The following is a 23,705-nucleotide window of genomic DNA, read 5'->3' on the forward strand; positions in this document are numbered from 1 at the left end:
ATAACTGGCCCCAGGGATATCCCTGGGGCCAGTTTCCTTTATCACCCCTTTTGGAGGCGATGCTGCAATGCGAATAATGATTGCTGGATCATCTGGTCTGATAGGCACAGCTCTCGTGAAGGCACTTCGCGCAGAAGATCACACCGCCATCAGGCTCGTACGTCGGCAGCCGACTGGTTCCGACGAGGTTTCTTGGGACCCCGGCCGTGCACTCGACCCCTCCATCCTCGATGGTTGTGACGCGGTGGTGAACTTGTGCGGCGCAAGTCTTGGAGACAAGCGCTGGACCGGTGCTTACAAGCAAGAGCTGCGTGATAGCCGGATCGAGCCTACTGAGGTCCTTGCAGAGGCGGCCGGGAAAGCAGGCGTACCAGTCATGATCAGCGCGAGTGCCGTCGGCTACTACGGTGACACTGGAGACAAGGAAGCCGACGAATCCGCACCACTCGGTGAAGGCTTTCTCGCTGCCCTTTGCCAGGACTGGGAGAAGGCATCGGCGCCAGCCGAACGTGCCGGCGTGCGTGTTGCCAACATCCGAACCGGACTCGTGCTCGCACCCGAAGGCGGTATTCTCACCCGCCTACTACCGATCTATCGTTTCGCGCTCGGCGGAAGGCTCGGCGACGGTCGGCAGTACTTTCCGTGGATCTCGCTCACTGATCACGTGCGGGCGGTGATGTTCCTCCTCAGCAATTCGGAAATGTCAGGGCCTTTCAACCTGACTGGGCCCGCTCCCGTCACGAACGCGGAGTTCAATGCTGCGATGGCCAGAGCGATGCGTCGGCCCGCACCCTGGATCGTCCCTGGCTTCATGCTGAAGCTGATCGTCGGTGAGTTCGCTGAGGAGGCGATTCTCGCCGGGCAGCGGGCAATTCCGGCCAAGCTCGAGCGGGCGGGATTCACGTTTGAGCACAATACGATCCGTGAAGCGCTCGAAGCGGTGTTCGATGATGGCAGCAACTAGCGTCCGCACCGGTTTGGAGTAGTTTGAAATCATGAGCACACGTAGTGCATCCGCCCGGTTGTCGCGGGATCCGATCGACGTTGTCGACGTCGGCCGCATCGAGTACACCGAGGCATGGGAATGGCAGCGGGCGCTAGCTGCGAAGCGAGCCGTCGGCGAAGGTCGCGACACGTTGCTCTTGCTCGAACATCCCGCCGTATACACCGCTGGTAAACGCACTCTCCCAGAGGAGAGGCCTACCGACGGAACCCCAGTCATCGACGTCGATCGGGGCGGCAAGATCACATGGCACGGACCGGGACAACTGGTCGGGTACCCGATCGTCCGGCTCGCCGAGCCCATCGATGTGGTGGGCTATGTGCGCAGGCTCGAGGAGGCGCTGATCGAGGTCATCAGTAGCTACGGCATTCACTGCGGACGTATCGACGGCCGCTCTGGTGTCTGGTTGCCTGCGGAAATGGCCCAATCAGATGACGGTGCTGAAGTGTTCCGGCCGGAACGGAAAATTGCGGCGATCGGCGTCCGTGTCCAGCGCGGCGTGGCCCTGCATGGGTTCGCCCTCAATTGCAGCAACGATCTCGGCGCGTTCGATGCGATCATTCCGTGCGGAATCACCGATGCGGGGGTGACGTCCCTGTCTGTCGAAACAGGTACACCAGTCAACGTCCGCGATGTCATCGAGCCGGTAACCAGCGCTGTTGCGCGTGCGCTTGACGGGGAACTGGCTGTGGCGGAGCACGAGATCGAACGACTGACGCTTAGCGATTTCCAGGCGAGCATCTTCCAGACGAGTGAACCTGCTGTGCAAGGAATGCCAAAGGTGACGACTTTTACGTTCGGGTGAACGTCCCCTACTGGCGATCCGTCGCGTCACATTGGGGCGTAGCATCGACATCGTGACTATCGCCCCAGAAGGACGGAAGCTACTCCGTATCGAAGCGCGCAACGCTGAAACCCCGATCGAGCGGAAACCAAAATGGATCAAAACCCGCGCCAAAATGGGCCCCGAGTACACCGAACTCAAGGGTCTAGTACGGCGTGAGGGCTTGCATACGGTCTGCGAAGAAGCCGGTTGCCCCAACATCTTTGAGTGCTGGGAGGATCGCGAAGCGACCTTCCTGATCGGTGGTGATCAATGCACTCGCCGCTGCGATTTCTGCCAGATCGACACCGGCAAACCCGCCGAACTGGACCGGGACGAGCCGCGCCGTGTGGCGGAGAGCGTCCAGGCAATGGGCCTTCGCTACTCGACGGTTACTGGGGTCGCACGCGATGATCTCCCGGACGGTGGCGCCTGGTTATATGCCGAAACGGTTCGCCAGATCCATGCCCTCAATCCCGGCACAGGCGTGGAACTGCTGATACCCGACTTCAACGCCGTTCCCGAGCAGCTTGATGAGGTTTTCGGCTCGCGGCCAGAGGTACTTGCACACAATGTCGAAACTGTCCCCCGGGTCTTCCGCCGGATCCGTCCCGCATTCCGCTACCAGCGTTCCCTGGACGTGATAAGTGCCGCACGCGACGTGGGACTAGTCACCAAATCGAACCTGATTCTCGGAATGGGAGAAACACCCGAAGAGGTCTCTGAAGCGTTGCAGGACCTCCGCACCGCGGGCTGTGACATCATCACCATTACGCAGTACCTGCGCCCCTCCCCCCGTCATCATCCGGTCGAACGCTGGGTAAAGCCTGAGGAGTTCGTCGCGCATTCTGATACGGCCCGGGAGCTCGGCTTCGCTGGCGTCATGGCAGGCCCTCTCGTGCGGTCGTCGTACCGTGCCGGCCGTCTTTACACTCAAGCCGTCGCTGAGCGGGGCGAAGAACTCCCCGCGAACCTCACACATCTCGCAGGCGAAGGCACCGCGGCTCAGGAAGCAAGTGCTGTCCTTGCCCGCTATGGCGGCTAGTGCCTGCCGGACTGCATGGCGCTCGGCCCCGGCAGGGGAAGTATCCTGGGATGTATGGCTAAGGGCTCAGCGGGCAAGGGCAAGCTCGACAAGGCAGAACGCAAGGAACTGAAGGCAACGCGCAGGAAGCGCTCCAAGGAGCGTCGATCTCAGCTGTGGCAGGCCTTCAAGATGCAGCGCAAGGAAGACAAATGGCTCGTTCCCATCATGGCCGGAACGATCGTGCTCACCACCCTTGTGATGTTTGGTCTGGGCTGGCTCGTGAACGCCCAGTGGTTTTTCCTTCCGATGGGTCTGATCCTTGGCGTTCTGCTGTCGGTCATCGTGTTCGGCCGACGTGTGACGAAGACGGTTTACAAGAAGGCAGAAGGGCAGACCGGCGCCGCCGCGTGGGCGCTTGACTCACTCAAGGGGCCCTGGCGTGTCACCAACGCGGTTGCGGGAACCACCCACCTCGACGCAGTCCACCGCGTCCTTGGCCGTCCTGGCATCATCCTCGTCGGAGAAGGTGCACCCCACCGCGTGAAGAGCCTCCTGGCTCAGGAAAAGAAGCGTGTTGCACGCCTAGTCGGTGACACACCGATCTACGAGATCATCGTTGGCAACGAGGCCGACCAGATTCCGCTCCCGAAACTGCAAAAAGCTATGAACCGGCTGCCAAAGAACATCACGCGCAAGCAGATGGATTCACTTGAGCAGCGACTGGCGGCGATCGCTTCACGCACCAGCGGGCCAGCGATGCCCCATGGCCCAGTGCCTGGCGGCGGCAAGATGAAGAGCGTGCAGCGCACCATCAAACGCCGCTAGAGCGCACCGTTCTCATCGTGTCCGGACGATAGCGGTTCCGGTCAGCCTGTCATGCAGTCCCCTCCCGTCGCGATCCCAGATCGCGGCGGGGATTAGCAGCGACACCAGGAACGCGCGGAGGGCTGAGCGCCACAACCCCACCGGCGCGGCCCTGTCTACTCGTTGCACCCGCAGACCGAACAGCGCTTGTCCAGGCGTGAACGAGAAAAAGAGCACCGCGAAAATGGCCACCATGAACCAAACCAGGAGGCTCCAGTTGCGGGGCGGTTCGGGAAAAGTGAAGATGGCAGCGACGCCCGCCGCCATGAAGATGTCGGCAAAGAAGGCGCCGCTTCGTCTCAGCCAGGTGGGCAGTGAGCCAGGCCCATCCTCGGGTAAGCCGAGCGCTTCCCCCTTGTACTTGGACTCGCCGTGCATCTCACCTTTCGGGAGAGCCGCCGACGGGCCGTAGAGCCATGAGCCTGTAATCCTGGACATGGCTTCTAGGATAGTTCTGACCTTGCCGGTTCCCCACATCTGGATCTGTGCGCGATATGGAACACAGTGCATCCGATTCGCAACCCTCGCGTGAATCGGTAACACGTGTGAAACACTGGGGTGACCGCTGGGCAACACCAAGTCCATACGGTTTTCTCGAGAATCCCGCGTAATCAAACTGTCTGAGCGGGGCCCGACTGAAGGAGCAGACGAGTGGCGTTTTCCAATGCCGAAGAAGTCTTCAAGTTCATTGCCGATGAAAATGTCGAATACGTCGACGTCCGTTTCTGTGACCTCCCGGGTGTGCAGCAGCACTTCTCAATCCCGGCGTCCGCATTCAACCAGGATGTGATCGACGACGGTCTCGCGTTCGACGGCTCATCGGTTCGCGGCTTCCAGTCGATTCACGAGTCTGACATGCTGCTCCTTCCGGACGTGACCACGGCAGGCATTGACCCGTTCCGCGCGGCGAAGACGCTGAATGTTGTCTTCTCGGTGCATGACCCGTTCACGCGCGAGGCGTACAGCCGCGACCCGCGTAACGTGGCACGTAAGGCTGAGGCGTACCTGGCCAGCACCGGAATCGCCGATACCGCGTTCTTCGGGGCGGAAGCTGAGTTCTACCTGTTCGACTCGGTTCGTTTCGATTCACAGGCCAACGGCACCTTCTACGAAATCGATTCCGAGTCAGGCTGGTGGAACACCGGCGTTGATCGTGAAGCCGACGGATCGCCGAACCGTGGCTACAAGGTGCGCTACAAGGGTGGTTACTTCCCCGTCGCACCGTACGACCACTACGTCGACCTGCGTGACGACATCACCACCAACCTGACCAACGCCGGATTCGAAATCGAGCGCGGTCACCACGAGGTCGGCACCGCAGGCCAGGCTGAGATCAACTACAAGTTCAACACGCTGACTCACGCCGCCGACGACTTGCTGCTCTTCAAGTACATCGTCAAGAACACCGCATGGCAGGGCGGCAAATCAGCGACGTTCATGCCTAAGCCACTGTTCGGCGATAACGGTTCCGGCATGCACATGCACCAGTCGCTATGGAAAGACGGCAAGCCGTTGTTCCACGACGAGGCTGGCTACGCTGGCCTGTCCGACATGGCTCGCCACTACATCGGTGGAATCCTGCACCACGCTCCATCGCTGCTCGCGTTCACCAACCCGACGATCAACTCGTACCACCGCCTCGTGCCGGGCTACGAAGCGCCGATCAACCTGGTGTACTCGCAGCGCAACCGTTCCGCGGCTGTCCGTATTCCGATCACCGGAAACAACCCGAAGGCCAAGCGCCTCGAGTTCCGCGCACCTGACAGCTCCGGCAACCCTTACCTCGCTTTCGCTGCGTGCATGATGGCGGGCCTTGACGGCATCCGCAACAAGATTGAACCGCCAGCACCGGTGGACAAGGACCTCTACGAACTCCCGCCGGAAGAAGCCAAGGGCATTCCGCAGGCCCCAACCTCACTCGAAGCTGTCATCGACAACCTCGAGCGTGATAACGACTTCCTCACCGAGGGCGGCGTGTTCACCAACGACCTGATCGAGACCTGGATCGCGCTGAAGCGCGAACAGGAGATCGAGCCGGTCCGGCTGCGTCCGCACCCGTACGAGTTCAACCTGTACTACGACGTGTGATGCGGTAAGCCGCGCGATACGGCGAGAGCCCGCTCCCTTCGGGGGGCGGGCTCGTTCGCGTACACTGAGTTCGGCGGTGAGGACTGATGGGGCTTATTTACACGCTTCTTTACCGGCTGAGAATCACACCGTGGGAGCAGGCCGCTAAAGATCAGCAGCACGCGATTGAGCGGCTACTTGAGCGCGAAGCCGATGAACGAGGGAAGCCTGGGCGCGCACTGGATCTCGGCTGTGGGTCGGGCCGTTACTCCGTGATGCTTGCTGAACGCGGCTGGGAGGTAACCGGAATTGACCAGGTAGGGCTCGCTATCAAACGTGCGGAGAAACACGCCTCAGAACACCACGTTCACGTTCGCTTCCTCGTCGGTGATGTCACGGCACTCGATCCGAACGTCGTGGGCGGACCGTACGACCTGATACTCGATGTGGGCTGCTTCCACGGGTTAAAGAATGACGAGCGCGCAGCGATGGGCCGCGGGGCGAGTAGGGTCGCTAGTCCCAATGCCAGCCTGCTGATGATGGCATTCAAGCCCGGCAGTCCGAAACCGCTCCCCCACGGCGCCGACGAGAAAGACATCGCCCGCGCATTTCCTGGGTGGGAGTTCATCACCTCAGAGTCGGCCTCCGCCGACAATCTGCCCGGCCGCCTCAAAAAGGCGGCACCGACCTGGTATCGGTTCCGCAGGTCCGCAAGCTGACGCCCGCGAAAGAATGTGAGATGACGAACACCTGATTCTCGTAATGCGCCGGGCTCGCAGCTCAGTCTCTCTGTGGCACAGCGAAACTGGCGTATAGGATGGCGTCCGGTGCGTATCGGTGTGACGAAGTCATATCTAGACATAATCGGCACTCCTCCATATCAAGGAAGTACGCATGCACTAAAACCTACGAGGAGGCGAACGGGTGCTCACTTTAATTCCGTCGCGCCGCCCCGTGTTCGAACCATCGCATGAACGGAAACACTTTCGCCCAAACTTGGATGCCTTCTCATTCCGTATCCGCACCAGCGAGCCATCTCCGTGCCAGTACCCTAAAGGCATGGTGATTGTCGATGTCGCGCTCCTGCCCGTACGGGTGGGCATCATCGGTGCCCGGGTGACGGTCATGGCAAGCCAGTGGGTCCGGCCGGACGGCCCGATCCGCCGGGACAACGGTCTTCTCGATATGGCAGACGTGGTGGTCGGCAAACGCGGTGTTGCAGATCAACTGTTCGCGCTGCTCGCGAACCCTTACGGTCCTGTAGCTCTTTTGCGGGCGATCACCTCAGCAACCGCACCCGATCGTCCCCTCGGTCAGGCTCTCGAGCGTGGCGGCATGCTCGAGCATGTTTTCGACCACAATGGCCTGATCGACAAAGTATTTCAGTCCGGTGGTTTCGTTGAGCGAGTGCTCACAGAGAACGGCCTAGCGGAACGCATGGTCCACCTGATGGAGAATCTGGTTGCCATCGCGCCGACGATCGACGGTTTACAGGATCCGCTTTCGCGAATTGAGTCAGCGTCCCGTTACATTACGGATGCGGCTGAGCCGATCACCGACATGGCGGGGAAGTTCCCGCGCCCCCGCTTCCCGCGAGTCAGTCGTTCTAACACGACTGGCGAGGTCGTTGAGGGCGAGGCTGCGCCTCCGCGGTCAGCCTCGAAGGCATCTACTCCCAAGGCGACTAGTAAGAAGAATCCCCGCTAGTTCACTGGTTGCTGCCGAAGACCCGTTCCACTACCCCACGCGCCCGGCGGGTGGTGCGACGGTAATGTTCGATGAAGCCACCTGGATCGCCGTCCCATCCAGCGATGTAGGCCACAGTTGTGAGCACCGGACCGGTACCGGGCAGCTGATCTGATGGTTTACCCCGGGCGAGCACCAGCGCATTACGTGCCTTTGTTGCAGTGACCCAGGCGTCACGCAGTAGCGCGGTATCGCTTTCCGACAGCACTCCCTCCGCAGCGATCGCATCCAGGGATTTCAGTGTGGAGGTATTCCGCATGCTCGTCACTTCATGTGCATAGCGCAATTGGAGCAGCTGCACGGTCCATTCCACGTCGGAGAGACCACCCCTGCCCAGCTTCGTGTGAGTCGCGGGATCGGCGCCGCGGGGCAGCCGTTCCGAATCGACGCGCGCCTTGATTCGGCGAATCTCCCGCACGGATTTTTCGGACATCCCACCCTGGGGATAGCGGGACTTGTCTGCCATGTGCAGGAAGTCGATCCCCAGCTCAGGGTCTCCCGCTACCTGATGTGCACGCAAGAGCGCTTGCACTTCCCACGGCTGCGCCCACTGTGCGTAATACGCATCGTATGCAGCGAGCGTCCGCACCATAGGCCCGCTGCGTCCTTCCGGACGGAGGTTGGTATCAACCTCGAGCGGGGGGTCAACGCTGGGCGCTCCGAGTTGTTTCCTGACCATTTCGGCGATCCCAGTGGACCACTTCACGGCGGTGGTTTCGTCGGCGCCGGATTCGGGAGTACATACGAAGAGGACATCCGCGTCAGACCCGTAGCCGAGTTCAGCACCACCCAAACGGCCCATTCCGATGACCGCAATTCGGGCGGGAGCTGGCTCGCCCCGATCTTCGACGCTGGACTGGATGGCGGCTTTGAGGGCCGATTCCAGCACTGCCACCCAGACCGAGGACAGCGCCTCACACACCTGCGGGACATCGAGCATGCCGAGGACGTCAGCCGACGCGACACGTGCAAGTTCCGCGCGCCGCAGCGAGCGCGCCGCGGCAATCGAACGTTCCGGAGTTGCGTACCGCGCGGACGACGCGAGGAGGCCCTTCGCCACGTCTTCGGGACAGGGCTCGACGAGCCGGGGGCCAGTGGCACCGTCGGCGAACAAACGCAGCACGTCGGGGGCACGAATGAGCAAGTCGGGAATGTACGCGGACGAACCGAGTATCTTCATCAGCCGGCGAGCTGCGGCGCCCTCATCGCGAAGGGTGCGCAGGAACCATTCTTTGTCAGTCAGTTCGTCGGACATCCGCCGATACGCGAGCAGCCCCGCGTCTGGGTTCGGTGTCTCGCTGAGCCAGTCGAGCAATGTTGGAAGCAGCAGTGCCTGGATTCTGTCGCGCCTCGACAGTCCGCCCGAGAGGGCACGGAGATGGCTGAGCGCGTTACGCGGCGACGTGTATCCGAGCGCGGAAAGCTGCCTGATTGCCGCGTCCTCGGTGAGACGTATCGCCTCTGTTTCAAGCCGCGAGACAGACTCGAGAAGCGGCCGGTAGAAAAGCTTCGTGTGGATGCGGCGTACCCGGGCGATGTTGCGCTTGATCTCCGCGATAAGCACGCCCTTCGCGTCAGTTGTGCCGTCCGGGCGCACGTGTGCCGCGCGCGCGAGCCAGCGCAGCGCCTCATCGTCATCGAGCGAGGGCAACGTGTGCGTGCGCTGCATCCGCTGAATCTGGAGTCGATGTTCAAGCAAGCGAAGAAACTCATACGATGCCGTGAGATTCGCGGCGTCCTCGCGGCCAACGTAACCCCCAGCAGCCAGCGCGGTGAGTGCCTCAACCGTCGAGAGCACATGGAGCGAATCATCAGCCCGGCCATGCACCATTTGCAGAAGCTGCACAGCGAACTCGACATCGCGGAGGCCGCCAGCTCCGAGCTTGAGTTCGCGATCACGGATGTCAGCCGGGATCAGCGACTCCACGCGGCGTCGCATCTTGCGCACACCTTCGACGAAGTCGTCGCGTTCCGAAGTGACCCACACCATTGGGTTGAGCGCATCGATGTACTGCTGACCGAGCGCCATGTCACCAGACATCGGCCGGGCCTTCAGCAGTGCCTGGAACTCCCAGGTATGCGCCCAGCGCTTGTAGTAGGCGATGTGCGACTCAAGGGTGCGAACAAGGGCACCTGCCTTCCCTTCAGGACGCAGTGCGGCGTCAACTTCGAAGAACGCAGCCGAGCCGATGCGCATCGTTTCGCTTGCGAGGCGGGTGGCGGCACCATCCGCCGGCTCGGCAACAAATATGACGTCGACATCGCTGACGTAATTGAGTTCACGCGCGCCGCATTTCCCCATCGCAATAATTGCGAGCCGAACCGGGCATGGTCCTGCTGGGAACACTGTTGCGACGGCTACGGACAACGCCCCCGTGAGCGCCGCGTCGGCGAGTGCGCTGAGATGGCGGACGACTGCGGTGTACGGCAAGACAGGTTCGTCCTGCACCGTGGCGGCGAGGTCGACAGCGGCGAGGATCATCAACTGGTCGCGGTACTCGTTCCGCAACGCGATGATCGCCTTGGGACCGTCAATCCCAGCCTTGAAAATCTTCGACTGGCCCTCAGGGATTTCTTCAACCGTCGCTGGCACGGCGTCGACCGCAGCGAGCATGCGGGTCGTAAGTTCATCGTCGGTGGGCAGGGGAATCGACTTCCCCCGGAGGTGGCGCCAGAGTTCAGGCCGCGCGATCAGATGATCACCAAGCGCGGTCGACGCGCCCAACAGCCCGAACACACGCGCGCGCAAGCCGGTGTCGTCGCGCACCTCGCGGTCGAACTCCTGCCACTCGGCCCCAAGTGCGTCCTTCAAGCGGCCCAGCGCGAGTAACGCGAGGTCTGGGTCCGGTGCGCGCGAAAGCGCCCACAGCAAGTCCACGTCTTCTTGGCTGCCCCACCCCAGCAGACTGAGGCGGTTCGCCGCGCTGGAATCGACCATCCCAAGCCTGGCAGGGCCCGGGATGAGAGAACGGCCAAGCGGTGGTCGCACCATGACTGCATTAACCCTTTACAGAGAAAGGTAGGTCTTCAACTCGTATGGTGTGACCTGGGTGCGGTACTGCTCCCATTCCGCGCGCTTATTGCGGAGGAAGTAGTCGAATACGTGCTCACCGAGTGCCTCAGCGACAAGTTCCGACTTCTCCATCTCGCGGAGAGCATGATCGAGGTTCCCTGGGAGTTCACGGTATCCCATCGCACGGCGTTCCGCCCGCGTCAGTGACCACACGTCGTCCTCCGCCTCAGCGGGCAGTTCGTAGCCATGCTCGACGCCACGCAAGCCCGCCGCGAGGAGCACCGCGAACGTCAAGTACGGGTTACAGGCTGAGTCGGGGCTGCGCACCTCAATACGCCGGGACCCCGCCTTGTTGGGCGTGTACATCGGGACACGGACGAGCGCGGACCGGTTCGCTCGGCCCCACGACCCCGCGGTCGGCGCTTCACCGCCGTGTATCAACCGCTTGTACGAGTTGACCCACTGGTTCGTGACGGCGCTGATCTCGTTCGCGTGGTGCAGAATTCCGGCGATGAACTGCTTCGCGGTATCCGAAAGTTCCATCGGGTCGTCCGGGTTGAAGAACGCGTTGCTCTCCCCCTCGAAAAGACTCATGTGGGTGTGCATGGCCGAGCCAGCATGCTGACTGAATGGCTTCGGCATGAAGGAGGCGTGCACTCCCTCGAGCAGAGCGACTTCCTTCACGACGTAACGGAAGGTCATGACGTTGTCGGCCATCGACAGGGCATCCGCGTAGCGCAGGTCGATTTCCTGCTGGCCCGGTGCTGTCTCATGGTGGCTGAACTCGACCGAGATCCCCATCGATTCGAGCGCCTCGATCGCATGGCGGCGGAAGTTGGGGGCAGTGTCGTGAACTGCCTGATCGAAGTAACCGCCCTTGTCGGCTGGGATCGGCTCCGAACCGTCATCCGGCGAATTCTTCAGCAGAAAGAATTCGATCTCGGGATGGACGTAGCAGCTGAATCCCAAGTCGCCGGCTTTGTTGAGCTGGCGGCGCAGAACGTGCCGCGAGTCAGACCACGAGGGTGAACCGTCGGGCATCGCGATGTCGCAGAACATGCGAGCGGTATGCGGCTTCCCGTCTTTGTGCACCCACGGCAAAATCTGGAAGGTGGAGGGATCAGGCATCGCGACAGTGTCCGCTTCAGACACCCGCGAGAACCCTTCGATGGATGACCCATCGAAGCCAATACCCTCAGTGAAAGCGCCCTCAAGTTCCGCCGGTGCGATCGCCACCGACTTGAGGAAGCCGAGTACGTCGGTAAACCACAGCCGGACGAACCGGATGTCGCGCTCCTCGATCGTGCGGAGCACGAATTCCTTCTGGCGATCCATACGGGCGAGGTTATCACCTAAGGTGGTCCGCCAACCGGGTTCGGCACGGGATGGCGGTGTCTAGCAACGACTCAGATGTCAGCCTGCATTAACACCGCCGTCTCAGCACAGCGTGCCCTCCCCCGGGAGTTCCCCTTCAATCAGATATCTGGCCGCGTAATCGTCTACACACTGGATGCCCTGAAAAACCGCAGTATGCGTATTGCCGCGAAAAGTCAGCAGCGCAGCGCCCAGCTGATCAGCGAGTTCAACGCCCGCTTCGTAGGGTGTTGCTGGGTCACCCGTGGTGGATACGACGAGTAGCGGGGGTAACTCCTCAGCGATATCGAGTGTTCCCGGTTCACTCGTATGGGGCACGGGCCAGAATGCGCACGTCGACAGAGGCGCGTTCCCGGTTCCACGGCCATCATCGAGGAAGGGGGCAGCCTCGCGGTATCTGCGGTCAACCTCGCCAGCAGTATCGCGGTCAAGTTCGGGCGGGCTGTCAACGCAGCGGATAGCGTCAAACGCATCATTGCTGTTGTCGTAAAGCCCGTCGTCGCCGCGACCCTCGTAGATGTCTGCCAGCAGCAGCAGGGCGTCGCCACGGCCGTCGGCAAGCTCGGCAAGCCCCGCGCGCAGCGAGGGCCAGAACTGCTCCACGTAGAGGGCCTGCACAACTCCCGTGAGCGCATCCTCGTAACTCAAACCGCGCGGATCAGTCGTTTGCGCTGGCCGCTCGATGAGTGGGTCCACCAGTTCGCGAAACTGCGGTATCGCCTCGCCTGGATCGTCACCTAGCGCGCATTCGGGCTGCGCTGTGCAGTCTTCAGCGAATGCGTCGAAAGCGCGCTGGAAGCCCTCTCCCTGCCGAATCACCGATTCGCCCGCTTCCTCCGCAGGGTCTACTGCTCCATCCAGGATCATTGCGCGGACGTTCCCAGGGAACGCCTCGGCGTATAACGCTCCGAGATAGGTGGCGTAGGAGTACCCGAGGAAGTTCAGTTTGTCGTCCCCGAGTACGGCCCGGACAATATCCAGGTCACGGGCACCTTCCCGGCTGCCGACACTCGCAAGCAGCGCCTCCCCTGTTCGTTCGGCGCACAACGCTGCATATCGTTCATTGTCAGCCTCGTGCGCGGCGATGCCCTCTGGGCTCATATCCACGCGAACCTGCGCGCGGTAGGCATCTTTCTCCTCGTCGGTACGGCATGCGATCGGCGGATACGACGCTCCGACCCCTCGCGGGTCAAGTCCAACGATGTCGAAGCGCTCGATCACATCCGTGCCGAATATGGAAGTCGTGATATCGGCGACGGTTTGCACACCGCCAACCCCTGGGCCGCCTGGGTTTAGGACGAGAGAACCGATCTTCTGGCCTTCCGCAGCGCGTCGCGCGAGGGCCACATAGGCAACGTTGCCATCCACGCTCTCCTGGCCCTCCGGGTCGTCTGTGACATCGAGGACGCCTGGAGCGCTGTAGTCGACGGGAACCGCGACGCGGGCACACGAGAACTCGTACACAGTGAGATTCTCGCGAGCGAGGGGATCGACCGCGTAGTCGTCGCATGGCCCCCACTCGACGGCCTGCTGGTAATAGCTCGCAAGTTCCGGGGGAAACTCCGTGGGAGTGGCGGGCACGAATTCCGGCCCTTCTTCATCCCCAGGACCCGGTCCGGCGCACCCAGCGAGCGCGAGTGCTGCAATCACGACGAGAGTGAATCCCCCGCGGCCGTACCGCCCTCCCACCGCACGCGGAACCCGTTGCGTGATCATTCCTCAGATAGTGCCACGCTGCGACGGATGCGGCGGTGAATCTGTCACCTCCCACGGTCACGTGATCCCTGCCACACCCTCTGCTCAGGACGGTCTTTGACTTCGCAGGAGTGGCAGACTGAGGGAAGTCATCACCCAAACCCGGGGACCGTCAACTCGGCCTCGAGGCACGAAGGGAACACGATGTCGGACACACCTGTGTACGGGTCTGCGGCCCAGCAGCCCAAACGGACGAGAACACGCATTCACCACCTGCAGGCACTGAAGGAAAAGCACGAGCCGTGGCCAATGCTCACGGCATACGACTATCCGACCGCGCAGATCTTCGATGATGCGGGAATTCCGGTCCTGCTCGTCGGCGACTCGGCTGCGAACGTGGTGTACGGCTACGACACCACCGTGCCGGTCAGTATCGACGAACTCATCCCGCTCGTGCGTGCTGTCGTTCGCGGCGCGCCCAACGCCCTCGTCGTAGCCGACCTGCCTTTCGGCTCGTACGAAGTTTCCGCCGAACAGGCACTTGAAACGTCGATACGCTTCATGAAGGAAGGCGGCACGCACGCTGTCAAACTCGAAGGTGGCGAGCGAATGGCGCCGAAAATTCAGGCGCTCACTGCAGCTGGGATCCCGGTGATGGCGCACATCGGCTTCACTCCACAGAGCGTGAACAGCCTTGGCGGTTTCCGCGTCCAGGGACGCGGTAGTGGCGCCGATCAGCTCATTGCCGACGCGCTTGCAGTTCAGGACGCCGGTGCGTTCTCCGTCGTTATGGAGATGGTCCCAGCCGAACTCGCCACCGAAGTGACCCACAAACTGACAATTCCCACGATCGGGATCGGCGCGGGAAATGAGTGCGACGCACAGGTTTTGGTCTGGCAGGACATGGCGGGACTGAATCGTGGGAAGACAGCGAAATTCGTCCGGCAGTTCGCGTCCGTAGGGAACGAGCTCCTGCGCGCTGCATCAGACTATGCTGACGCGGTGCGCGATCGGTCATTTCCCGGCCCCGAACATTCTTTCACCAGCTGAGACCACGCGGCCTCAGGCCCTTATCGAGTTGTTCAGGAGGCACGGTGCCAAGGACGACCTCACCGCGAATGGCCGCGAGAGGCGCAGCCGCCATTGCCGTGGCGGCAATGGCGCTCGCTGGTTGCACCGACGCACCGAGCACTGACACTGCTCCCCCAATGCCCACGGAAACGCCCGCTTTCCAGCTTCCTGACGCATCGGCGCTGTGCACCAATCTCGAGGAGCGCGCACAAGAGTTCCGCACCTACACACCCACTATCGGCAAAGTGACGCTCAACGGCCTCGTGGCCAACTGGGCGACGAGCCAGGGCGTGGATCTACTCGAACTCGCTCGTAATCGTGATGCTGTGGATGTCGCCCTCGAAAATGCCTGTCCAGAAGTACGGGCGTCAATGCTGAGCTACCTCGACATCGATTCGATCGGCTCGGCGATGATTAGCCTTCCAGGGTGACTCGATGGTGACGCAAAGCCGTGAGCGAGAGCTCAAGTTCGAGGCTGGACAGCATTCGGAAATACCAGAACTCGGCGATATTCCGGGTGTTGATGCTGTTGCTGACCCGGCCCGCAATACCCTCCACGCGACCTATTTCGACACTGAAGACCTTGCCCTCATTCGGGCTCGCATCACGCTGCGGCACCGAACTGGCGGCGGCGACGAGGGGTGGCATGTCAAACTTCCACCGGTCAAAGGCGCACGCACCGAACTGCATCTGCCACTCACTTCGTTGACGGAGGGCCCACCCAGCGAACTCCTCGACCTCGTCCGGGTACACATCCGTGACAAGGACGTATCGCCCGTCGCGGAAATCATCAACAAGCGGCGCACTTGCTATCTACGCGACGCTTCGGGCACCGTGCTCGCCGAGGTCACCGACGACAACGTGACCGCCCGCTCGCTCCGTAAAGGGCACGAACACACGTCCCGCTGGCGAGAGTGGGAAGCAGAACTCGCGAGCGGGGATGAGGCGCTACTTCAGCGCATCAGGAAGCAACTGCTCGCCGCCGGTGCGCGGGACTCATTGAGTCCTTCAAAACTCGCGAAAGCCCTGGGCCCGCTTCCGCAAGACAGTGGCGCGGAGCGCGGCACAGACTATCCGGCAGGCACTGCCGGAGGCATGACGCTGACTTCGCTGCGCAAACACAGAGCGGCCTTCGTGGCCTACGACCCCCGCGTACGCGCCGATGAGCACGACTCGATCCATCAGATGAGAGTTGCGGCCCGGCGTATACGCAGCATCCTCCGTGCCTACCGACGAATATTCAACAGGTCGGTCATCGATCAGATCGAATCAGAACTGAAGTGGATCGCACGCGTGCTCGGCGCTGCACGGGATGCCGAGGTGATGGAGGACCGACTGCGGACTCTGATCGATGAGCAGCCCGCGGGGAGCATCCCAGCGGAAGTGCGAGACAAGCTGATCAGCAGCCAGCAGACGGCCTACCGGGACGCTTACGACGATGTCACGGACGCGCTCGACGGCGGGCGGTACTTCCGGCTCCTCGATTCACTCGATGCCCTCCTGAGCCCGGGGACCTTCGGCGACGGAGCACTCGATTCAGCTGACGACGCCGTCGGCCGCGCTATCCAGGGGATCTATCGCAAGGCGAAGAAAACCGAGAAGGCGTCGCGCGCTGAAGCTGACCCCGATGCTCGCGACCACCTGCTACACACACTGCGCAAGGAATGTAAACGCATCCGGTACGCGGCCGAACTCGCTTCTCGCGAACACAATTCCAAGAAGGTGAAGAAGAGCGTCAAAAGGGTACGCAAGGCTGCCGAGATGCTGCAGGAAACTCTAGGAGAGCACCAGGACGGCGTCATCACGCGGGCGCTTCTGACTGAAGCCGCGCACGCAGCTCAGAAGGCCGGTGCGGACCCCGCCGCATACGAGTTACTTGCTCAGCATGAGCAAGAACTCGCCGACGCGGCTATGGAGCGCTACCGGGAGCAGTGGCAGGCGCTTCGTCATGAGCTGAAGCGTTTGGGCTAATTCCGCCATTCCTCGTCGGACTCGTCTGCAGCGCGATTTCGCTCCTTCGCGATCTCGAGCGCACGCTCGGCAGCCGCGCGGTCCGGGTATGGCCCCATGCGATCAAGGCCACGTGATTCTTTGCCCTGTCGCACCGTTCCATCTGTCACGCAGTAGTACCACTGGTCATCATCGCGCATAAATCAAGTGTGCCAGGCTACGGAGAATCCCGGCGGCTACCCAGGAGATTCGGTGAGGCGCGGATACCTTCCGCGCCTGTCGGGTACGCAAATTGTCAGAGTTCACTGGCAGCATGCACATGCACTGGGACGGCCAGTGCAGACGGGAGGCACTTGTGGCGTGGATAGGTAATCTGTGGTGGCTCGCAGACGCCTTACGCGAAGAGGGGCTCCAGGTGGTCGAGCAGCCTGGCTGGCGACAGCGCGGGCATGGCGAGTACCGCGACATTCGTGGCGTCATGTGCCATCACACTGCCGGTGGTGGCCCCAACGATTGGCAGGTTGTCCTGAATGGCAGACCTGATCTGCCGGGGCCGTTGTCGAACCTCGTGCTCGAAAAAGACGGCACCTACCGTGTCATCGCCTCTGGTGTCTGTTGGCACGCGGGGCGTGGTTCCTGGCCCGGCTGGCCCACAGACAATGCGAACTGGCACGTCATCGGCATTGAAGCGGTGAGCCGAGGTGTGCCCGACGCGCAGGGCCGCTATGACTGGACTCCAGAACAACTCGACGCATATGTCCGCGGCTGCGCGGTCCTCGCGCGCCGCGCTGGATTTCCGGTGCGGAACGTCGTCGGGCATAAGGAATATAGCTCCGAGGGCAAAATCGACCCTGCCGGGATCGACATGAACGATTTCCGTGCCCAGGTTCAGCAAGTCGTCAACCGCATGAACGCACCCCGCAGCCCAGATGAGTACCCGCTGCCGGAAGGCTACTACTTCGGTCCGCTTGAGGGGCCCGTCCAGTCTATTTCAGGACTGCACCCATCTGAGCGGCCCGAATGGCGTGAGGCTCTCAAACACTGGCAACGCGCTCAACTGATCCCTGACACGGGAACATGGGATGACGCGACCGCAGCGGCTGCGCGCGCTGTGCAAGCCGAAAGTGGCTGGAACCCCGATGGGCTGATCGGACCGGGAACGTGGGCTGCTGGCCTTCGCGGCCCAGCAGCGCCGCCAGCCGGGCCTGAAGAGCCGATTCTCGAAGAGGTCGCGCCGGAGATCCCCGAAGGACCCGCCGAGCCAGATTCCGAAGTACCAGCGCCCACCGAACCGCAGCCACCGGTAGCGACGCCACGAACTGTACTGCGAGAGGCCCTGCAGTGGATTCGGGACCGCCTACCAGTCGGCCGCTGAGCAGAAAGGAACGTAGCTGTGACGGCAGCGTTCACCAAGCTGTGCGACCTCACCGGGCCGGGAACATCAAGTGCCAGGTTCGGTGTAGTCGGCACCGACCTGGGCATTCCTGCTGTCCTGCCGGACCACGAAACGATCGGATGGGTATTCGGCGACACCTTCGAAGGAACTGGCCCGGGCACAAAGGGGTGGCGGTCCCCTGTGCTGTTGCGCTCCCGACTGGCGCCCCCGAGCACTGGGGTGACATTCACGTCCGCGGCCGGTGGAGACTACGCAAAGCGGCTCATTCCGGAAAGCAATGCCAATGGTGTCACCTGGCTTCCCGCTGACGTTCTCACGCTCGACGGGACCATCTACCTGTGGGCGATGCGCAACAACGGACTCCACCACGTGACTAAAACCCGCATATTTACGTCTACCGACCATGGTGAGCACTGGTCACCCACGCGAGCGGCATGGAGCGGGCGGCGGAAGGGCGGCAACATGCAGCTCATCACCTGGGAACGCGGAGGCGATGGGTACGTGTACGCCTTCACGACCGGCTTTCAGCGGAACAAGCCGCTCTACCTCTACCGGGTTGCCGAGTCGTCACTACTGAACAAGAAAGCATGGACACCGTGGGGGTGGACCAAGCGAACCGGCTGGCAGTGGGGCAACAAGGCCACCCCTGTCTTGACCGGTCAGTTCGGCGAAATCTCACTAAGGCAGGTCGCGAACCGCTTCGTCCTCTCCTGGTTCGATGCCGGCAACTACCAGATCCGTGTCGCGGTCCTTACCCATCCAACGAACAACCTCTACCGGGCGCCAACCCGTACCGTCCTCGCTGGCACCACCTGGGATGCTGAAGATCACGCTGGAGGACGCATAGCGCAGCTATACGGCGGATACGTGATCCCCGGATCCTCACTGGAAGATTTGTATCTGGCGGTGAGCCAATGGAACACAGGAACAAACAGCGTCTACAAGACGATGGTGTTCCACGGCGATGTAGGCCCGCCCACCCAGTCTGCGTGACTACCGGTTGAGGGTAAAGGACGAGCCAGCCGTAAGCCGGATTCTGTGCCCCTCGTCCCTGTCTTACGACGAGAGAGGAGCGGCGACCATCCATCTGGGCACACCGTCGCCGGGTACCTCATGCGGCTCACCCGCGGGCTCGGGCGAGCAGCCCTCGAACACCCGCGCAGTCGCACCAACGCGGTGCGACCTTCAGCCTTGCTCCGGGCGGGGTTTACCAAGCCAGCCTGGTCACCCAGACTGCTGGTGCGCTCTTACCGCACCGTTTCACCCTTACCGGCACTGTGCGTGCACAGGTGTCGGCGGTTTGTTTTCTGTGGCACTGTCCCGCGGGTCACCCCGGGTTGCTGTTAGCAACCGCCCTGCTCTATGGAGTCCGGACTTTCCTCGGCACAGAGCCTGCCGCCACGATGGCGCTGGTTCTCTGTGACGCGGCCGCCTGGCTGACTCGTCCACCCCAAGGATATCCGGGGGTGCAGCAAAGTGAACGCCCGGTACCACCCGCGCGGCGCGTCAATGCGTGTGCGTGTGGCTTGTGTCGTTGACCAGCCGGACCGCGGCCCCGCCGTCCGGGTAGAACTCCGCGATGCTCAGCGACGCGAGATCGAGATGCAGCCTGAACAGAAGTGCGGGACCCACGTCGAGGGCAATCCGCAGCAGCGTCTTGATTGGGGTGACGTGGGTTACCACAATCACGTTGGCGCCGCTGTAATCGGCGACAAGCTCATCTTTGGCCTTCTGGATGCGCCGGTGGACCTCGTCAAATGGCTCACCGCCAGGCGGTGCAACCGAGGTGTCGGTCAGCCAGCGCTGAAATAGCTCCGGGTCACGCTCAGCTGCCTCGGCGAAGGTGAGGCCTTCCCACTCCCCGAAGTCCGTCTCGATGAAACCGTCCCGCACGTGAACATCCACGTCGAGGCCGTCTGCCACGGCGCGGGCTGTCTGCTGCGCTCTCGTCAACGGCGACGAGATGACAGCGGCGATTCGTCCGCGCTGACGAGCGAGCCTTTCGGCGGCGAATCGCGCTTGACGGTGTCCTTCTGGTGTGAGCGCATGGTCGCCCCTGCCGGAGTAGCGCCGCTCGATGGAAAGTTGTGTCTGCCCGTGGCGCAGGAGCAGCAGCCGAGTTGGTTTGCCAACAGCTCCCGTCCAGCCGGGTGCCATTTTCTCCGTTTCCGTTGGAGGTTGCTCACCGTTCTCATTGGCGGCGTCCATCGCCTCATTGGCCAAACGGTCAGCGTGCGCGTTGTCTGCCCTGGGGACCCAGCGGTACTCAACATGGCTGAACGCTTGCGCAAGCTCAGCCGCACGACGTGCCAGCGGAATCATGTCCGGATGCTTGACCTTCCACCGGCCTGACATCTGCTCGACGACCAGCTTTGAGTCCATGCGGACCTCCACTTCATGCGCACCCACTTCGGTGGCCGCCTCGAGGCCGGCGATAAGGCCGCTGTATTCAGCGACGTTATTGGTGGCGATCCCAATCGCTTGTTTGCGTTCCGCCAGAACGGTGCGGTCCTCAGGGTCGAGAACAACCGCTCCGTAGCCTGCTGGCCCCGGGTTCCCTCGCGACCCACCATCCGCTTCGATGATCACGCGCTTCTTCGCATTCGGCGTCGTCAACGCTCCAGTCACCGTGCCTTATCGGCCCGCGCGAACAAGGATCGCGCCGCATTCGGGGCATTGGACCACGCGTTCCGGCGGGGTGGCCTTAATTCGTTCGAGCTCCCCGCGGTCAAGCTCGATACGGCACGCGCCGCAGCGGCTGCCTTGGAGTCTGCCAGCGCCGACACTGTGCGAACGTCGTTCATTCTCATACAAGCTAAGGAGTTCTTCGGGAAAGAGCTGTGCGAGCTTCTCGCGATCTGTGTCGCACCGCTTCTCCGCGACGTCGAGATCCGCCGTCGCATCCCCGCGTTTACTTCCCGCGGCGTCGAGTTCCTCCTCCGCGTGCGAGAGCCGTGCACCGGCGTGCTTGTAGTTCTCCTCAGCCGCTTCGCGCTGCTCCATGATGTCGAGCAGTTCGTCTTCGAGCAGCGAGCGGCGACGACCGAGGGTGCCAAGTTCATGCTGCAACTCGGATAGCTGTTTCGCGGCTACGGACCCAGACTGCATGAGGGCGTTGTCGCGCTGCTCCCGCTGGCGCACCTGATCGACCTCACGCTCGAGGCGTTTGATGTCCCTATCAAGGTCGTCGAGCGCGATCTCGGCTGCCACTGCGTCATCTTTTCGGGCCTGGCGCTCTTTCTTCAGCCGCTCGATCTCCTTGTCTTCTGGGAGATTGATGCGACGATGCCGGATGCGCAAGAGTTCAGCGTCGACATCGGCAAGGTCAAGGAGCTTTTGCTGAACTTTCACGTCAACATCCACGTTTATGCCCCCACTAACAATTTATGACTATCCGCTGAACGATCCACCCTACCGCGCCCGCACACCCACCGGATCACGGCTGGGCAATCGTCCAGGGGTCTGTTCGGACTTCGCTGATCCTCGTCGCGACCCCTCGAGCACCGAACGCATCCTGGACAACGCTGCGCGCCTGCCCGCACCAGGGGAATTCGCTTGCCCAGTGTGCGACGTCGACGAGTGCTGGACCCCCGGCCCGCAGATGCTCATCGGCGGGGTGGTGCCGCAGGTCCGACGTGACGTACGCGTCGACGCCAAGTTTTGCGGCCAGGGCCAGGAACGAATCACCCGCGCCGCCGCACACTGCGACTCGCTCAACCATCCGATGCGGGTCACCCGCTGCCCGTACTCCCCAGGACGTTCGGGGAAGCCGCGCCGCGACCCGCTGCGTAAACGCTTCGAAGGTTTCGGGCTCCGGCAATGCAGCCACGCGGCCCAGCCCTTGCGCGGTCGGCATCGCGGCCAGTTCGATCACGTCGAAAGCCGGTTCTTCATAGGGGTGGGCTTCCCGCAGCGCCGAGAGGACGACAGCTCGGAGGCTTCGTGGCGCCACCATTTCGACGCGGTCCTCGGTGACCAATTCGAGCTCCCCCAGGGACCCGATCGTCGGGTTCGCATCAGCTCCGGGCCGGAACTGGCCAGTGCCTGTGACAGACCAGCCGCATTCGGTATATTCACCGATCTGTCCGGCGCCTGCGGCGAACATCGCGCGCGAAACAGCGTGGGCATCAGGCTGGGGGACGTAGACGATCCACTTGTCGGCGGGGCTGTCGTTCTTACTGGAGAGCGGGCCTTGCACCGTGAGGCCGAGAGCATCCGCGAGCGCGTCCGAGACTCCCGGATCGGCAGAGTCCGCGTTCGTATGTGCGGTGAACAGTGCACATCCTCTTCGGGTGAGCCGATGAATGAGGGCACCTTTGGGAGTGTGCGCGCCTACCGTGTCGACGCCACGCAGAAGTAGTGGATGGTGCGCGACGAGCAGGTCCGCACCCCACTCGAGTGCCTCCTCGACGACTGCGGCGGTTGCGTCGACGGTGAACATGACACGCGTGACGGCATCATCCGGATCCCCGCAGACAAGTCCCACGGAGTCCCACGGCTCCGCGAGGGCTGGCGGGTAAGCAACGTCGAGACACTGGGTGATGTTTCCGACAGATACTCGTCGGGCCTCAGCTTTTCCACCGTTGTCCTCGCTCACAGCACCTCCCTGATCGCGGCGAGAAGCGCATCAGCCGCCTCGCGCTCTCTCACGGCAACTCTGACATAGTCGTCTGACAGCCCCGGGAATGTGTCACACCGTCGCACCGCAATCCCGCGCTCCTTGAGCCGGTGACGCAGGTCAGGGCGGCCGCTGACATGGAGAAGCAGAAATGACGCGTCAGCTGGTTCCACTATGCCCACACCCTGGCTTTCAAACTGGCGCAGCGCCGCGATGAGGTACTTGCGGTCCTCCCCTATTCGCTGCATGATCACCTCTGCCGCGGCGAGCGCTTCCGGCGTACAGCAAGCGCGAATAGCCTCGAGCTGCAGCGTGCCGACCGGCCAGTGGGGGCGCCGTCGCGTTAACTCAGCAAGAAGCGCAGGGCTGCCGAGCAGGTAGCCACACCGCAAGCCCGCGATAGCCCACGTCTTGGTGAGACTGCGCAGGACAAGAACATCCGGCAATGAGATTCCCGCCAGTGTTTCAGGTTCGCCAGGCACCACGTCTGAAAACGCCTCGTCGACGACGATAACCCGGCCTGGCCTTCGCAACGCGTGTATGTCAGCGCGTGGATGCAGCACAGATGTGGGGTTGGTGGGGTTTCCGAGAACCACGAGATCAGCGTGGTCCGGCACCGTGGCGTCAGCCAGCCGGAATGGCGGGGGAACCACGACCTGCTGCACGGCGATTCCAGCCTGACGCAGGGCGAATTCGGGTTCGGTAAATGAAGGGTGGACCACGGCCGCGCAGCGAGGGCTGAGGTGCGCGAGCAGCGAAAACCCCTCCGCTGCACCCGAAAGGAGGAGGACCTCGTCAGGGTTTCGCCCGTGCCGTCGCGCGACAGATTCTCGCACCGCTAGATCCTCGGCCGCGGTTGGGTAACGCGCCAGATCGCTGAGCCTTGAGGCGAGCCGCCGCTGCAGCCAGTCGGGAGGCGCGGTCCCATGCACATTGACCGCGAAATCGAGCAGGCCGTCGCTCGCATCTACGTCGCCGTGGTGCCGTAACGAATCCCACAGCTGCCGGTCTGCACTCACAAGCGTGAGACTACCGGCTCCCTCACCAGGCATCATGGT

21 protein-coding genes and 1 other RNA gene are annotated in these 23,705 nt (G+C 62.4%); 12 read left to right on the forward strand and 10 right to left on the reverse strand.

What is annotated here, in order from left to right; translation table 11 throughout:
* The first annotated feature begins 67 nt into the window (after positions 1 to 67).
* The 4 genes from FHU29_RS16635 to FHU29_RS16650 are packed head-to-tail and all read left to right on the forward strand — an operon-like array spanning position 68 to position 3,678.
* A complete protein-coding gene (locus tag FHU29_RS16635; RefSeq protein ID WP_064439231.1) occupies positions 68 to 964 on the forward strand; it encodes a TIGR01777 family oxidoreductase in 897 nt (298 codons plus the stop codon).
* A 31-nt stretch (positions 965 to 995) separates the two neighbouring features.
* Positions 996 to 1,808, forward strand: a complete 813-nt coding sequence (gene lipB / locus FHU29_RS16640; RefSeq protein WP_064439232.1) for a lipoyl(octanoyl) transferase LipB — start codon at positions 996 to 998, stop codon at positions 1,806 to 1,808.
* Positions 1,809 to 1,860: 52 nt separating this feature from the next.
* Positions 1,861 to 2,871 (forward strand): lipoyl synthase, encoded by a 1,011-nt coding sequence (gene lipA / locus FHU29_RS16645; protein ID WP_183377593.1) that lies wholly within the window; start codon positions 1,861 to 1,863, stop codon positions 2,869 to 2,871.
* A gap of 54 nt (positions 2,872 to 2,925) precedes the next feature.
* Positions 2,926 to 3,678 (forward strand): DUF4191 domain-containing protein, encoded by a 753-nt coding sequence (locus FHU29_RS16650; RefSeq protein ID WP_064439233.1) that lies wholly within the window; start codon positions 2,926 to 2,928, stop codon positions 3,676 to 3,678.
* Between the two features lie 12 nt (positions 3,679 to 3,690).
* On the opposite strand, the gene FHU29_RS16655 is transcribed toward FHU29_RS16650, so the two are convergent.
* Complete coding sequence (locus FHU29_RS16655) at positions 3,691 to 4,155, reverse strand: RDD family protein (protein WP_064439488.1); 465 nt, start codon at positions 4,153 to 4,155, stop codon at positions 3,691 to 3,693.
* A 213-nt stretch (positions 4,156 to 4,368) separates the two neighbouring features.
* On the opposite strand from FHU29_RS16655, the gene glnA (FHU29_RS16660) reads away from it, so the two are divergent.
* From glnA (FHU29_RS16660) to FHU29_RS16670, 3 genes are all read left to right on the forward strand, one after another.
* A complete protein-coding gene (glnA, locus tag FHU29_RS16660) occupies positions 4,369 to 5,805 on the forward strand; it encodes a type I glutamate--ammonia ligase (protein WP_013806057.1) in 1,437 nt (478 codons plus the stop codon).
* A gap of 86 nt (positions 5,806 to 5,891) precedes the next feature.
* Complete coding sequence (locus FHU29_RS16665) at positions 5,892 to 6,503, forward strand: class I SAM-dependent methyltransferase (protein WP_064439234.1); 612 nt, start codon at positions 5,892 to 5,894, stop codon at positions 6,501 to 6,503.
* Positions 6,504 to 6,843: 340 nt separating this feature from the next.
* A complete protein-coding gene (locus tag FHU29_RS16670; RefSeq protein ID WP_064439235.1) occupies positions 6,844 to 7,491 on the forward strand; it encodes a hypothetical protein in 648 nt (215 codons plus the stop codon).
* A gap of 1 nt (position 7,492) precedes the next feature.
* Here the strand turns inward: FHU29_RS16670 and FHU29_RS16675 are convergent, their stop codons facing one another.
* From FHU29_RS16675 to FHU29_RS16685, 3 genes are all read right to left on the reverse strand, one after another.
* Positions 7,493 to 10,522 (reverse strand): bifunctional [glutamine synthetase] adenylyltransferase/[glutamine synthetase]-adenylyl-L-tyrosine phosphorylase, encoded by a 3,030-nt coding sequence (locus FHU29_RS16675; protein WP_064439236.1) that lies wholly within the window; start codon positions 10,520 to 10,522, stop codon positions 7,493 to 7,495.
* 15 nt (positions 10,523 to 10,537) lie between these two features.
* A complete protein-coding gene (gene glnA, locus FHU29_RS16680) occupies positions 10,538 to 11,878 on the reverse strand; it encodes a type I glutamate--ammonia ligase (RefSeq protein ID WP_013806054.1) in 1,341 nt (446 codons plus the stop codon).
* A gap of 102 nt (positions 11,879 to 11,980) precedes the next feature.
* Positions 11,981 to 13,633: an alpha/beta hydrolase gene (locus FHU29_RS16685; RefSeq protein ID WP_064439237.1), complete on the reverse strand. Its 1,653-nt coding sequence runs from the start codon at positions 13,631 to 13,633 to the stop codon at positions 11,981 to 11,983.
* Between the two features lie 183 nt (positions 13,634 to 13,816).
* On the opposite strand from FHU29_RS16685, the gene panB reads away from it, so the two are divergent.
* The 3 genes from panB to FHU29_RS16700 are packed head-to-tail and all read left to right on the forward strand — an operon-like array spanning position 13,817 to position 16,654.
* Positions 13,817 to 14,662: a 3-methyl-2-oxobutanoate hydroxymethyltransferase gene (gene panB, locus FHU29_RS16690; protein ID WP_064439238.1), complete on the forward strand. Its 846-nt coding sequence runs from the start codon at positions 13,817 to 13,819 to the stop codon at positions 14,660 to 14,662.
* Between the two features lie 44 nt (positions 14,663 to 14,706).
* Positions 14,707 to 15,114: a hypothetical protein gene (locus tag FHU29_RS16695; RefSeq protein ID WP_157094937.1), complete on the forward strand. Its 408-nt coding sequence runs from the start codon at positions 14,707 to 14,709 to the stop codon at positions 15,112 to 15,114.
* Positions 15,115 to 15,118: 4 nt separating this feature from the next.
* On the forward strand, positions 15,119 to 16,654 hold the full coding sequence (locus FHU29_RS16700) for a CYTH and CHAD domain-containing protein (RefSeq protein ID WP_064439240.1): 1,536 nt from the start codon (positions 15,119 to 15,121) through the stop codon (positions 16,652 to 16,654).
* On the opposite strand, the gene FHU29_RS16705 is transcribed toward FHU29_RS16700, so the two are convergent.
* Positions 16,651 to 16,833, reverse strand: coding sequence for a hypothetical protein (locus FHU29_RS16705; protein WP_013806048.1), 183 nt, complete (start codon positions 16,831 to 16,833; stop codon positions 16,651 to 16,653). The genes FHU29_RS16700 and FHU29_RS16705 overlap by 4 nt on opposite strands.
* A gap of 113 nt (positions 16,834 to 16,946) precedes the next feature.
* On the opposite strand from FHU29_RS16705, the gene FHU29_RS16710 reads away from it, so the two are divergent.
* Together FHU29_RS16710 and FHU29_RS16715 are read left to right on the forward strand one after the other, a co-directional pair.
* Positions 16,947 to 18,008, forward strand: a complete 1,062-nt coding sequence (locus FHU29_RS16710; RefSeq protein WP_232322886.1) for a peptidoglycan recognition protein family protein — start codon at positions 16,947 to 16,949, stop codon at positions 18,006 to 18,008.
* An 18-nt stretch (positions 18,009 to 18,026) separates the two neighbouring features.
* A complete protein-coding gene (locus tag FHU29_RS16715) occupies positions 18,027 to 19,022 on the forward strand; it encodes a DUF4185 domain-containing protein (RefSeq protein WP_064439242.1) in 996 nt (331 codons plus the stop codon).
* 17 nt (positions 19,023 to 19,039) lie between these two features.
* Here FHU29_RS16715 and rnpB read toward each other — a convergent pair.
* From rnpB to cobC, 5 genes are all read right to left on the reverse strand, one after another.
* Positions 19,040 to 19,473, reverse strand: an RNA gene (gene rnpB / locus FHU29_RS16720) — RNase P RNA component class A.
* A gap of 62 nt (positions 19,474 to 19,535) precedes the next feature.
* Positions 19,536 to 20,645 carry a bifunctional RNase H/acid phosphatase gene (locus FHU29_RS16725; RefSeq protein WP_064439489.1) on the reverse strand — a complete coding sequence of 370 codons (1,110 nt, stop codon included), beginning with the start codon at positions 20,643 to 20,645 and terminating at the stop codon, positions 19,536 to 19,538.
* A gap of 18 nt (positions 20,646 to 20,663) precedes the next feature.
* The gene (locus FHU29_RS16730; RefSeq protein WP_064439243.1) at positions 20,664 to 21,392 is read right to left on the reverse strand and encodes a zinc ribbon domain-containing protein; all 729 of its coding nucleotides are present in this window, start codon (positions 21,390 to 21,392) and stop codon (positions 20,664 to 20,666) included.
* Positions 21,393 to 21,465: 73 nt separating this feature from the next.
* Positions 21,466 to 22,626, reverse strand: coding sequence for a Nif3-like dinuclear metal center hexameric protein (locus tag FHU29_RS16735; protein ID WP_423785881.1), 1,161 nt, complete (start codon positions 22,624 to 22,626; stop codon positions 21,466 to 21,468).
* Positions 22,623 to 23,699: an Rv2231c family histidinol phosphate aminotransferase CobC gene (gene cobC, locus FHU29_RS16740; RefSeq protein WP_064439491.1), complete on the reverse strand. Its 1,077-nt coding sequence runs from the start codon at positions 23,697 to 23,699 to the stop codon at positions 22,623 to 22,625. Before cobC ends, FHU29_RS16735 begins: the two co-directional genes overlap by 4 nt.
* Positions 23,700 to 23,705 lie beyond the last annotated feature (6 nt).

Source organism: Hoyosella altamirensis (genome assembly GCF_014191505.1).
Classification (GTDB): Bacteria; Actinomycetota; Actinomycetes; order Mycobacteriales; family Mycobacteriaceae; genus Hoyosella; species Hoyosella altamirensis.